General features: G+C 73.8%; 12 protein-coding genes. 5 read left to right on the top strand and 7 right to left on the bottom strand.

Going from position 1 to position 11,800, the window contains the following annotated elements; all coding sequences use genetic code 11:
- Positions 1-66: 66 nt before the first annotated feature.
- On the top strand, positions 67-663 hold the full coding sequence (gene thpR, locus ACFWRV_RS10465; protein WP_384331266.1) for an RNA 2',3'-cyclic phosphodiesterase: 597 nt from the start codon (positions 67-69) through the stop codon (positions 661-663).
- A 259-nt stretch (positions 664-922) separates the two neighbouring features.
- Positions 923-1,912: an aldo/keto reductase gene (locus tag ACFWRV_RS10460; RefSeq protein WP_384331263.1), complete on the top strand. Its 990-nt coding sequence runs from the start codon at positions 923-925 to the stop codon at positions 1,910-1,912.
- Between the two features lie 87 nt (positions 1,913-1,999).
- On the opposite strand, the gene ACFWRV_RS10455 is transcribed toward ACFWRV_RS10460, so the two are convergent.
- Positions 2,000-2,242: a DUF6411 family protein gene (locus ACFWRV_RS10455; protein WP_384331260.1), complete on the bottom strand. Its 243-nt coding sequence runs from the start codon at positions 2,240-2,242 to the stop codon at positions 2,000-2,002.
- A gap of 265 nt (positions 2,243-2,507) precedes the next feature.
- Here ACFWRV_RS10455 and ACFWRV_RS10450 point away from each other — a divergent pair, with 265 nt between their 5' ends.
- Positions 2,508-3,026: a hypothetical protein gene (locus ACFWRV_RS10450; RefSeq protein ID WP_384331258.1), complete on the top strand. Its 519-nt coding sequence runs from the start codon at positions 2,508-2,510 to the stop codon at positions 3,024-3,026.
- On the opposite strand, the gene ACFWRV_RS10445 is transcribed toward ACFWRV_RS10450, so the two are convergent.
- Genes ACFWRV_RS10445 through ACFWRV_RS10435 form a run of 3 tightly spaced genes read right to left on the bottom strand, consistent with a single transcriptional unit; the run spans position 3,020 to position 6,550 of the window.
- Positions 3,020-3,856, bottom strand: coding sequence for a phosphatase PAP2 family protein (locus tag ACFWRV_RS10445; protein WP_384331255.1), 837 nt, complete (start codon positions 3,854-3,856; stop codon positions 3,020-3,022). The two genes, ACFWRV_RS10450 and ACFWRV_RS10445, sit on opposite strands and share 7 nt — an antisense overlap.
- A gap of 1 nt (position 3,857) precedes the next feature.
- On the bottom strand, positions 3,858-4,811 hold the full coding sequence (locus tag ACFWRV_RS10440) for a YihY/virulence factor BrkB family protein (protein WP_384331252.1): 954 nt from the start codon (positions 4,809-4,811) through the stop codon (positions 3,858-3,860).
- On the bottom strand, positions 4,811-6,550 hold the full coding sequence (locus tag ACFWRV_RS10435) for a diacylglycerol kinase family protein (RefSeq protein WP_384331249.1): 1,740 nt from the start codon (positions 6,548-6,550) through the stop codon (positions 4,811-4,813). The genes ACFWRV_RS10440 and ACFWRV_RS10435 overlap by 1 nt, the downstream gene beginning before the upstream one ends.
- 207 nt (positions 6,551-6,757) lie before the next feature.
- On the opposite strand from ACFWRV_RS10435, the gene ACFWRV_RS10430 reads away from it, so the two are divergent.
- Positions 6,758-6,931, top strand: coding sequence for a CsbD family protein (locus ACFWRV_RS10430; RefSeq protein ID WP_384331246.1), 174 nt, complete (start codon positions 6,758-6,760; stop codon positions 6,929-6,931).
- 137 nt (positions 6,932-7,068) lie between these two features.
- On the opposite strand, the gene pip is transcribed toward ACFWRV_RS10430, so the two are convergent.
- The 3 genes from pip to ACFWRV_RS10415 form a co-directional block, all read right to left on the bottom strand.
- A complete protein-coding gene (gene pip, locus ACFWRV_RS10425) occupies positions 7,069-8,046 on the bottom strand; it encodes a prolyl aminopeptidase (protein WP_384331243.1) in 978 nt (325 codons plus the stop codon).
- A gap of 209 nt (positions 8,047-8,255) precedes the next feature.
- Positions 8,256-10,259: a serine/threonine-protein kinase gene (locus tag ACFWRV_RS10420; protein ID WP_384331240.1), complete on the bottom strand. Its 2,004-nt coding sequence runs from the start codon at positions 10,257-10,259 to the stop codon at positions 8,256-8,258.
- Between the two features lie 124 nt (positions 10,260-10,383).
- A complete protein-coding gene (locus tag ACFWRV_RS10415) occupies positions 10,384-11,184 on the bottom strand; it encodes an SDR family oxidoreductase (RefSeq protein ID WP_384331237.1) in 801 nt (266 codons plus the stop codon).
- Positions 11,185-11,468: 284 nt separating this feature from the next.
- Here ACFWRV_RS10415 and ACFWRV_RS10410 point away from each other — a divergent pair, with 284 nt between their 5' ends.
- Complete coding sequence (locus ACFWRV_RS10410; protein ID WP_384331234.1) at positions 11,469-11,798, top strand: nuclear transport factor 2 family protein; 330 nt, start codon at positions 11,469-11,471, stop codon at positions 11,796-11,798.
- Positions 11,799-11,800 lie beyond the last annotated feature (2 nt).

Raw genomic sequence — 11,800 nt, 5'->3', positions numbered from 1 at the left:
CGGGGGAAGGCGTCGGTCGCGAGGCCCGGCCTCACCGACACGCCCGGACCTGCCACACTCGCGCGCATGAGCAGCCGCGATCCCGGTCGTCCGCCCGCACAGCGCCTCTTCGCCGCCGTCCTGCCGCCCGCCGGAGCCGTCGCCGGACTCCGTACGGCTCTCGCACCGCTCCGCACCCTGCCGGGCGCGCGGGACCTGCGCTGGACGGGCCCCGAGGTCTGGCACTTCACGCTGGCGTTCTACGGGGAGGTGCCCGAGGACGTACGGCCGGAGCTGGAGACACGCCTGGAGCGGGCCGCGCACCGCACCGGGCCCTTTCCCCTCCGGGTGCACGGCGCGGGGCATTTCGGCGGGCGGGCGCTGTGGGCCGGGGCGGCGGGCGGGCTCGACACGCTGCGGCTGCTCGCCGCGCGCGCCGACGCCGCCGCGCGCAGGGCCGGGCTGCCGATGGAGGAGCACCGCCGCCACACCCCGCACCTCACGCTGGCCCGGAGCCGGGGGGAGGCCGATCTGAGGCCCTTCGCGGCGGCGCTCGCGGGGTTCGAGGGGGAGCGCTGGGAGGCCGGGGAGCTGACTCTCGTACGGAGCTGCCTGCCGGTGTCCGGGGTGCCGGGGGAGCGGCCGCGCTACGAAGTGGTCCGGGCCTGGCCGCTGGGCGGGTGAGCGGGGCCGTGATGACCGTCCGGGCGGCCTGGCCGCCGGGCCGGTGACTCGTGCGGTTACGCTCGACGGGTGGACCCGAAGACCAGAAACCGCATCATGGCGGCCGTGCTCGTGCTGATATTCGTCGTCGTCGCCGTGGGGGCCGCCCTCGGCGCCTGAGACCGGCGGGCCGCCGGGTGGCGTCGCGCCTCCCGGAAGCCCGGCGCGTACGGGGTGCGTGCTTGCCTGGAGTGGACTCGAAGGAGTTGGCTTGGGGTCCATGAAGTACACACAGCTCGGACGTACAGGACTCAAGGTCAGCCGGCTCGTCCTCGGGACGATGAACTTCGGCCCGCAGACCAACGAGTCGGACAGTCACGCGATCATGGACTCCGCGCTCGGCGCGGGCCTGAACTTCTTCGACACGGCCAACGTCTACGGCTGGGGTGAGAACAAGGGGCGCACCGAGGAGATCCTCGGCACCTGGTTCGCCCAGGGCGGCGGCCGGCGCGACAAGGTGGTCCTGGCCACCAAGATGTACGGGAACATGGCCGCCGACGGCGAGGCCTGGCCGAACCACGACAAGCTCTCCGCCGTGAACATCCGGCGGGCGGTCGACGCCTCGCTCAAGCGCCTCCAGACCGACCACATCGATCTGTACCAGTTCCACCACGTCGACCGGAACACGCCCTTCGACGAGATCTGGCAGGCGATCGACGTCCTGGTCCAGCAGGGCAAGATCCTCTACGCCGGTTCCTCGAACTTCTCCGGCTACAAGATCGCCCAGGCCAACGAGCAGGCCGCCCGGCGCGGTTCGCTCGGCCTGGTCAGCGAGCAGTGCATCTACAACCTCGTCGAGCGCCGCGCCGAGATGGAGGTCATCCCGGCCGCGCAGGAGTACGGCCTCGGGGTCATCCCCTGGTCGCCGCTGCACGGCGGCCTGCTGGGCGGCGTGATCAAGAAGACGACCGAGGGCGGCCGCCGCGCCGCGGGGCGCGCGGCCGACGCGCTGGCGGACCCCGCCACCCGCGCTCAGCTCCAGGCGTACGAGGACCTGCTCGACAAGCACGGCCTGGAGCCCGGCGAGGCGGCCCTGGCCTGGCTGCTGACCCGCCCCGGCGTCACGGGCCCGATCGTCGGCCCGCGCACCGCCGAGCAGCTGGACAGCGCGCTGAGGGCACTTGAGCTGGACCTCCCGGAGGCCGTGCTCACGGGCCTGGACGAGATCTTCCCGGGTCCGGGTCCTTCGCCGGAGGCCTTCGCCTGGTAGAGCGGGGAGCGTCAGGCAAGAAGAAAGGGCCTCCCGGCACTGTCGCGGGAGGCCCTTCCACCGTGGCCGTGCGCCTGCGCGCCACGGTCAGAACGGCATGCGGCCGCGGGTGCGGCGACCGGCCGAGCCGCTCTTGCCGACAGCCTTGGAGCTGCTGCGGAACGGCTTGCTGAAGATGCGGCCCAGGACGCCGGGCGCCTTGCCGCCCGCGCGGGAGCCCAGGCCGAGCGTGCGCTGCGTACCGCGCTCCGGGTGGCGGGAGAGCCGCGGGACGAAGAAGGCGAGTACGGCGAGAACGACACAGACTGCGACGATTCCTACGACGAGCATGGCAACTCCTCTTCACGTGCTGTTGTTCGCGGGTGGTGTCTGCGCCGTGTGCCCTGTCGACGGCGTTCGAATCACGCGCCCGCCACGGGGCGCCCGGGGCGGTGCCGACCCAGGCCCTTCCGCGCTCGGGCGGAAAGCGGTCTGACAAGGCGATACCCGGGCAGGAGTTGCTGGGTCGCCGGGAGCTGAGATTCTCTGCCCGGGGGCCGACCAGCGCCGAGGCCGTCACGACGGTCCGGCGGAAAGCCGACGAAAGGACGCACCGATGTCTCCGGTGACCGAACAGTGGGGCGAAGTTCTCCGTACGCATCTGGCGCTGGGCGAGGAGAGATCGCCCGTACGGGCTGCCGCGGCGTTCTCCGCCGAGGCGGGGTTCTTCGCCGTCGCAGGGCGTGGCGACGAGGACGGGTGGCCGTACTTCCGGTCGATGGCGCGGGTCGCCGGGGCGGGAGCGGCCGCCGGTGACACGGGTCCGGAGCGCGGGGGGCCGGACGACGTCGAGGCCCTGTGCACGGTGTGCGAGGAGGTCGTCCATTCCCGGGGCCTGTGGATCGCGGGCATGCCCTGGCAGCGCGAGAGCCGGGAACTGGTCTCCGACGCCGTCACCGGGCGCGACCTGGAGCTGGCGCTGCTGCGGGAAGGCGACCGCTTCATGTGGGTCGTCCGGACGGAACAGGGCGTCTGCGCGTTCGTGCTGGTCGACGGGGACAGCGAGGCGCACCTCTCCGAGGCCCGGTCACTGACGCTGGAATTCGACTCCTTCCTGGTCGGCCAGGGCTACTGATCCCGCGCCGCACGCCGCGTGCCGTACGTCTCCGGCTCCGGGTGCTCGTGGGCCAGCTCGGGTTCGAGGCCTTCCGACACGTCCGCGTGGCGGCGGCCCGCATCGCTCCGCCAGGCCTCGAAGGCCCAGCCGGTCAGGACGACGACCGCGCCGCCCAGCAGCCACCCGCCGATCACGTCGCTGAACCAGTGGACGCCGAGCGCGATCCTGGTGAACCCGACGCCCAGGACGGAGATCCCCGCAGCCGCCCAGCACAGCCCGCGCCACCTGCGCGGCACCAGAGGCAGCAGCACCAGGAGGAGGACGGCGCACGACGTGGCGGCCGTCATGGCGTGGCCGGAGGGGAACGAGTAGCCGGGCGCGCGGGCCACCGGGTCCTGGAGCGAGGGCCTTGCCCGCTCCACGACGACCTTGGCGAGCACCCCGATCAGCGCGCCGCCGATCGCGGTGGTCGCGGCCCACGCGGCGAGCCGCCACGCCCGCCGGTACAGCAGCCACCCGGTGAGCAGGGCGACGGCCGTACGCAGCGTCGCGGGGTCCCAGACCCAGTCCGACAGGACGCGCAGCGTGGTCGTCCACCCCGGGTGCTCCACGGCCACCTCGTGCAGCCGGCGGGCCGCACCGGCGTCCAGGCGCCGGAGAGGCGGCCACGCTCCCTCGACGAGGATCACGAGCAGCGCGAACGGCACCGCCGCGGCCGCACCGGCCCCGACCGCCGCCACCAGCCGTACGCCGAGGCGGCGGTCCGCGCGACGGGTCCGGTCCTGCTCGGTCCGGGGCCCCGCGCCGTGCGGCTGCGGGGCGGGCGGTTCGGAGAGGGGTGATGGCACGTCATGCTCCCGGGTCGGCGGTGACCGGTCCGGGCCTGCGGGCCCGGACGGCCTCCAGTTGGGCGGCGAAGGACAGCCCGACGAAGAGGGCTATGGAGGTGAGATAGGCCCACAGGAGCAGCGACATGAACGCGCTGAGGGGCCCGTAGACGGTGTCGAACGAGCCGCTGATGCCGAGGTAGAGGCTCAGGAGCCACGTCAGCACCGTCCACAGGACGAGGTAGACGGCGGCCCCGAAGGCCAGCCAGGTGTAGCCGGGCTGCGCCCGGCGCGGGGAGCGGCGGAAGATCGCGCTCGCCGAGATCAGCGCCAGCAGGAAACCGAGCGGCCAGCGCAGCACGGTCAACGTCTCCCGGGCCGTGTCGCCCAGCCCGTACACGGAGGCGGCCGCCGCGACGAGGTCTGCGCCGGCCACCATCATGATCGAGCCGATGCCGAGCGGGATGCCGGCGCTCACGGCCATGACCAGACCGCGCAGGTACTTGCGGTGGAACACCCGGTCCCGCTCCACTCCGTAGATCCGGTTGGCCCCCCGCTCGATCTGGCACATCGCGGTGGTGACGTTGGCCAGCGAGAAGGCGAGCCCCAGCCAGAGGGCGACCTCCGCTCCGTCGCCGTCGCCCCGCTGGTGGCGGCTGAGGGCGTCGTCGACCACTCCGGCGCTGGGTCCCTCGCTGACGCCGCGGATCGTGAGCTCGGCGAGCCTGCCCACGCTCTCGGTGTTCAGTTCGGCCGAAAGACCGACGAAGGCGATCACCAGCGGAACGACCGCCAGGATCGTCTGGAGGGCCAGCGCGCGGGCGTGGCTGAAGCCGTCGGCGTAGCGGAAACGCGCGAAGGCGTCCCGCAGCAACGGCCAGCGGCCGTATCGGCGCAGGGCCACGAGCGCCTCGTCGCCGGAGAGTTCGTCGCCGCTCATGTCGCGGGTCACCGGGACCCGGGTCGCCGTTCCCATCACCGCTCCCGGGCGGGCAGCAGGACGGTCAGGGCGCCGGGCCGGGCCTCGGCGGTGAGACGGAGGCCGGGCCCCACCGGATCCCCGTCGACCTCGCGCGGCTGCGGCCGGGTGAAGGACAGCTCGGCGCGGCGGAAGGTGTGGAACTCGACGGGGCCCCGGACGGAGTCCGTCGCGGTGCGGGGGCTTCCGCTTCCGCTGCCCCTTCCGTTTCCGCGCAGGAGTACCCCGGCCGCGCGCAGCCAGCCGCCCGCGCCCCGGGGGTCGAAGACCGCCAGGTCCAGCAGTCCGTCGTCCGGCCTGGCGGCGGGCACGGGCGCCGCGCCCGCCTGGACCGTGCCGATGTTGGCGAGGAGGACCATGCGGGCGGTGCGGTGCAGCTCCGGGCCGCCGTCCAGGCTGACGGTCAGCCGCATCCGGGGAGCGCGCAGCCCCTTGGCCCCGGCCAGCACGTACGCGGGCCAGCCCAGGGCCGACTTGGCGCGGTCGGAGGTCTCCTCCAGCATGGCCGCGTCCAGCCCGGCCCCGGCCATCGCCGTGAAGTGGACGGCGGGGAACCCGTCGCCCTCGATCCGGCCGAGGTCCAGGGCGCGCGGCTCGCCGGTCAGGCCGGCCGCCAGCGCGTCGGCGGGGCCGAGCGGCAGTTCGAGGTTGCGGGCCAGCAGGTTGCCGGTGCCGCACGGTACGAGGACCAGCGGCACGCCGGTGCCGGCCAGCGCGTCCGCGACCGCGCGGACCGTGCCGTCGCCACCGCAGACGACGATCAGCTCGGCCCCCGCGCGCAGGGCCCCGGCCGTCTGGCCGCCGCCGGGGTCCTGGGCGGTGGTGTCGATGAACGGGGTGTCGCGGTAACCGTGCTGGGCCAGCACCAGCCGCAGCCGGTCCCGGGTCGCGGCGTCGGTCACCGTCGGATTGACGATGACGGTGGCCTGCTTCCGCACGGGGGCGGGCCGGCGTTCGGCGGCGGCCACGGCGATGTCCACCGCGTCGGCCGGGGGCCGTGCCGCCCAGGAGTGCCCGGCGAGCGCGGCCCGGCCCACGACGACCAGGGACAGCGCGCCGTTCGCCAGTCCTCCCACCACGTCGGTGGGGTGGTGCATGCCCCGGTAGAGCCGCGCCACCCCGACGAGGAGCGGGACGAGCAGCAGGAGCGCGGCCAGGGGCCCCCGCCACGGGGCGCGGACCCGGGTCAGGACCAGGACCGCAAGCCCGGCGTAGAGGGCGGTGGCGGCCCCGGTGTGGCCCGAGGTGTAGCTGGAGGTCGGCGGTGAGTCGTCCAGGCGCTCCACGTCCGGGCGCGTCCGGTCCACGGAGGCGGTGATCAGCATGAAGACCGCCGACTGGAGGGACACCGCGGCGGCGAGGAAGACCGTCTCGCGCCACAGGGGCAGCCGGGGCGCCAGGACCAGGGCGAGGCAGGCCAGCAGGGTGAGGCCTGCCACCGTGCCGGTGTCCCCCAGGGCGGAGACGAGTGCGGAGGCCGTGGTGAGCGTGGCGGTGCGCGCGCCCACGAGCGCCTCGACGACGGTGTCCTCCGCGGTCATCGGCCACAGCTCACGGGCCGGCCCGGTGATCAGCAGACCGGCCCCTGCCACGAGGGCCGCCTGGCAGACCGCGAAGGCGGCGACCCGGGCCGCCGCCCGGGCGGTTCCGCTGGAGAGGGCGGGGGAACGGCCGGGGCGCCGGGGAGCGGGCGCCCCTCGCCCGCCGGTCCCTCTCTCCGGAACGGTGGTCTCCATCTGGTCCCCCCACGTCTGCTCCGCCGTGCGGCGGTTCCGCTGGAGTCTGTCTCCCCGGCGCTACGCCGTATGCCCTGCTGTGCGCAGGTCAGGCCTCTGGCCCCGGTGGCCGCCCGTGGGGCCGGCACCGGACGACATGTTTGAAGCGGGCCGCGGGGGTCAGGCGGTGGGGGACCGCAACGCCGAGCTCAGCGAGAGGTGAGTGACATGGCCGCCGACGAGAAGAGCCGGGCCAAGACCGAGCAGGCCAAGGGCAAGATGAAGCAAGTCGCCGGGCGCACCGTCGGCAACGAGCGTCTGACGGCCGAAGGCAGGGCGGAGCAGGCCAAGGGCGATGCCCGCCAGGCCAAGGAGAAGACCAAGGACGCCTTGACCGACTGACGCCGTCACCGTGCGACGACACCGGGCCCCGCGGAGTTCCCCCTCCAGCGGGGCCCTGTCATGTCGTATGTCGTCCCGGGGCCGTCCCGGCGCTCCCCCCATGGGTCCTTCGGGCCGGGCGTGCGCGGAGGCGTCCGTCAGCCCCTCCCGGCGAACCCGTCCAGCGCCCGCAGCACCGCCCGACGGGTCTCCGCGCCGCCCATGTGGCCCGCGTTGTCGATGATCGTCAGCTCGGCGTCCGGCCAGGCGCGGTTCAGTTCCCAGGCGGTGACCAGGGGGCCGGCGAGGTCGAAGCGGCCGTGGATCAGGGCGGCCGGGATGCCGGTCAGGCGGTGGGCGCGGGCGAGGAGCCGGCCTTCCTCCAGCCAGGCCCCGTGGGCGAAGTAGTGGGAGCAGATCCGCACGAGCGCCTGCTGGTCACGGTCCGGTCGGCCGCTGTACGGGGCCGGGCCCGGGATCGTCTCCATCGAGAGGACCGCGTCCTCCCAGGCGCACCAGTCGGCCGTCGCCCTCTCCCGTACGGCGGCGTCCTCGCTCTCCATGCGGCGGGCGTACGCCGCGACCAGTCCGGCCGGGTCGCTCGTCTCGGGGACGCCCGCGCGGAAGGCGTCCCAGGCCTCGGGGAAGAGCTGTCCCGCGCCCCGGTAGAGCCAGTCGATCTCGCTGCGGCGGGTCGTCGTCACCGCGGCGATCACCGCCTCCGTGACCCGCTCCGGGTGCTCCTCGGCGTAGGCCAGGATCAGCGTCGAGCCCCACGAGCCGCCGTACAGCAGCCACGTGTCGATGTTCAGGTGCTCCCGCAGGCGTTCCATGTCGGCGATCAGGTGGTCCGTGGTGTTGTGCCGCATGTCCGTCGCCGGGTCGCTCGCGTGCGGCGTGGAGCGGCCGCAGCCCCGCTGGTCGAAGAGGACCACCCGGTAGCGGTCCGGGTCGAAGTACCGGCGGGAGCGGGGATTGCGGCCCGAGCCGGGGCCGCCGTGCACCACCAGGGCCGGCTTGCCGTCCGGGTTGCCGCACACCTCCCAGGACACGAGGTTGCCGTCCCCGACGTCCAGCATGCCGGTCTCGTACGGCTCGATCGGTGGGTACAGCGTGTCGTCCGGTGTCCGGTCCATCCCCGGGCCTCCCTCGCGTGAGCCGGACAGCCTACGGCAGCGGCGCAGCCTGGGCGCCGTGAACGCTGCTCCCCGGGTCTGCCCGGAGTGCGGGCGGCTCTCGCAGAACCCCGCGCGGTCTTCTGCATCCGGTGCGGGGAGCAGCGGTTCCCGGAGCCGTGAGCCGGGCCGGGAGCCGTGACGGGGGGACGGGAGCCGTGAGCCGGGCCTCAGTGCCCCTCGCACTCCGTCAGGTCCGGGCGGCCCGGCGGGTTCTTGTCGCCCACCAGGCCCGACAGGTTCTCCGTGTACATGTCCTCCCAGATCCGGCCGTCCAGGATCGTCCGGAGCGCCGAGCACACCTCGCCCTTGAGGATCGGGGTCCCCGGCCGCATCGCCACGCCGTAGCCCTCCGCCCCCTGGATGTTCTCCAGCCGCCGCACCTTGCCCGGGTTGGCCTCGACGTACCCGGCGAGAATGATGTCGTCCGAGGCCACCGCGTACACGTCGGACTCCGGGTCCAGCAGTTTGTCCAGGCAGTCCTGGTAGGTGTTGGGCTGCGACTTCGCCATGGTGAAACCCTGCTCCGGCAGCGCCTTCTCGTACGTTGACTCCCGCGCCGTGCACACCTCGACGCCCAGGTCCCGCAGATCGCTGGAGTCGTCGATGGTGTACCTGGCCGACTTCTCGCGGACCAGGAAGCCCCGGCTCGCCTCGTAGTAGGGGCCCGCGAAGTCGACGCTGTAGCCGCCGGGCGAGGCGGTCTTGCGGTCGTCGGTGATGCTGTACGACGCGATGACCAGGTCCACCTGCTTGGTCTTCAGCGCGGTGCTCCGGTAGTCGGTGGCGACCGTGCTGAAGGCGACCTCGCCCTTGCCGTAACCCATGCTCTCGGCGATCGCGTAGGCCAGGTCGATGTCGTAACCCCGGTACGTACGCGTCTTCCTGTCGAACTTGCTCAGCCCGGGCTGGTCGTCCTTGACGCCGATCTCCAGTGTGGGGTGCGTGTCCTTCCACCGCTCCTGCGAGCCGCTGCCGGCCGGGCCCTCGCCCTGGCCGCGCGCCGAGCCCGCCCGGTCGCCCGTCCCGCCGCCCTCGCCGCCGCCCTGCGAGACCAGCCAGCCCGCGCCGGCGGCCAGCGCCACGCACAGCACGGCCGCCGCCGCCTTCCAGCCCCCGTAGCGGCTGCGGGGGCCGGAAGGCGGCGGCGGGGCGGTCGTGGGAACGGCAGGCGCCGGGGGTGGAACGGCCGCGCCCAGAAAGGGTGTCGAGGGGTCCTGCGTCGGCACGGCCGTCGGCGGGTGCGTCGCCGACGCGGCCCCGCCGCCGTTCGGCGCGGCGGGATCCGCGAGCACCTCGCGGAGCATCGCCTCCGCCGTCGCCGCGTCCAGGCGCTCCCGGGGGTCGGTGATCAACAGCCCCTGGACGACCGGGGCGAGAGGCCCGGCGTACCGGAGGACGGGGTCGGGGGAGTGCCGGATGTTCTCCTGGACCTCCCAGACCTCGTGCCCGGCGAACGGCACGCGGCCCTCGACCATCTCGTACAGCGTGACCCCCAGCGCCCACAGGTCGGAGGCCGGTGCGGGGCCCGGGGATGCGGGGGCGAAGAGTTCGGGCGCCAGGTAGGAGGGGGTGCCGATGACGCTTCCGGTCCGGGTCACCCGGTCCGCGCCCTCGAAGGTGGCGATGCCGAAGTCCACCAGGATCGCGAGGCCGTCGTCCCGGACGAGGACGTTGCCGGGCTTCACGTCGCGGTGGACGACCGAGGCCGCGTGGACCGCCCGCAGGCCCTGGAGGACCTGGAGGCCGATGGTGGCGGCCCTCGGCACGGCGAGGACCCCCTCGCGGCTCAACAGGTCGCCGACGGAACGCGCGTCGAGCAGCTTCATCACGATCCAGACCTGGTTGTCGGTCTCGACCTGGTCGTGGACCGTCCCCACGTTCTGGTGCTCGATCTTGGCGATGGCCTCCGCCTCGCGCCGTGCGCGCTGCATCGCCGCCGACTGTGTGCCCGCGGTCATGGCGTTCCGGTCGAGCAGGCCCTTCACGGCGACGAACCGGCGCAGCCGCAGGTCGTGGGCCTTCCAGACCTCGCCCATCCCGCCGCTGCCGATCGGTTCCAGCAGCTCGTAGCGGCCGTCGATCACGGTCCGGGGGGCGTCGTCCGCCCAGCGGCCCCCGGGACCCCCGGGGGTCCCGTCGTCCGCTCTGCCGGCCCTGTCTTCGTTGTGCATACGACCCCCTGTGCACTACATGGACCACGCCAGATTAGACGTTCCGTCATGGCCGGGCGGGGTGATGCGACGTGCTGACGTGGCGTGCTGGTCCGGGCCCCGGCGGGCGGTTCTCGCGTACGGGCTAGGCGGCCGCTCCGCCGTTGCTCTTCAGCAACTGGCCGTTGACCCACTGGCCTTCGGGGGAGCACAGGAAGTCCACCAGGTGGGCGGTGTCGCGCGGGGTGCCGATCCGGCCGAGCGGGGTGCCCCGGGTCACGGCCTCGCGCAGGTCGTCGGTCATCCAGCCGGTGTCCACGGGGCCCGGGTTGACGACGTTCGCCGTCACTCCGAGGTGGGCCAGCTCGTGCGCGGCGGCCAGGGTGATGCGGTCCAGGGCCCCCTTGCTCGCGCCGTAGGGAAGGTTGCCCACGGTGTGGTCGCTGGTGAGCGCGACGATCCGGCCCGTGGCGGTGCCGGGTGCGCTGCCAAAGCGCAGCCCGTACTCGCGGATCAGCAGCCAACTGGCCCGGGAGTTCACCGCGAAGTGCCGGTCGAACGCCTCCACGGTGGTGTCCAGCAGCCCCGAGTCCACCGACTCCGCGTGCGAGAGGACGAGCGCGGTCACCGGGCCGCCGAGGCGCTGCTCGGCCTCGTCGAAGATGCGCGTCGGCGCGTCGGGGTCGGAGAGGTCCGCCTCGATCGCCGCCGTGCCGGCCCCGGCCTCCGCCAGCTCCGCCGCGATGGACGCGGCGGCCCCCGGTTCGGCGCCCCAGTCCATGCGGCGGTCGTACGGCGTCCAGTAGGTGAAGGCCACGTCCCAGCCGGAGGCCGCCAGCCGGCGCGCGATGCCCGCGCCGATGCCGATGCTGCGGCCGACGCCGGTGATCAGGGCGATGGGGCGGGTCTGGTCGGGGGCGGGCGAAGGCTGTTCGATGCTCGTCACGCGGTGATCCTTCGTGACCCGCACGGTCGCGTCAATGACCTTTCCGGGCACCCGGGCCGGGCCCGCGCTCCGAGCGTGCCGACAGGCCGTGTCGGGTGACGGGAACACGGGCTTCGGCGAGGTCGTCGCCGGCTGGGGCGCGCCCTGGGGGCCGGGTCCCACCGGGGCCCGGCCCTGCGCCTCCCGGCCCGCCGCCTCGACATGCGGCGGCGGTCCGACCGGCAGAGACTCGGTACGGATCTCCGGGGCCCCGCCCCGGGCTACCCGTACCGAGGAGGACCACGATGACCGCATCGATCAGCGACCCGGTGGTGGAGAAGTTCATCGCCACGGTGAACGCGGGCGACAAGGACGCCTTCTTCGCCGACGTTCTCACCGAGGACGCGACGATGTCCGACGACGGCAGCGAACGGGACCTGGCGGCCTGGACGGAGAAGGAGATCTTCTCCCCGAAGGCCAATGGCCGTATGCAGGTCGTGGACGCCTCCGACGACGGCCGGGTCCTCGTCGTCGACTACACGAACGACACCTGGGGCACGATGCGGACCCGCTGGCTCTTCACGATCACCGGCGACCGCGTCAGCCGCTTCGAGACGGGCCAGGCGCCGTCCTGAAG

The organism is Streptomyces sp. NPDC058576, assembly GCF_042718715.1.
GTDB lineage: Bacteria > Actinomycetota > Actinomycetes > Streptomycetales > Streptomycetaceae > Streptomyces.
This window is presented reverse-complemented; position numbering and strand designations above follow the sequence as displayed.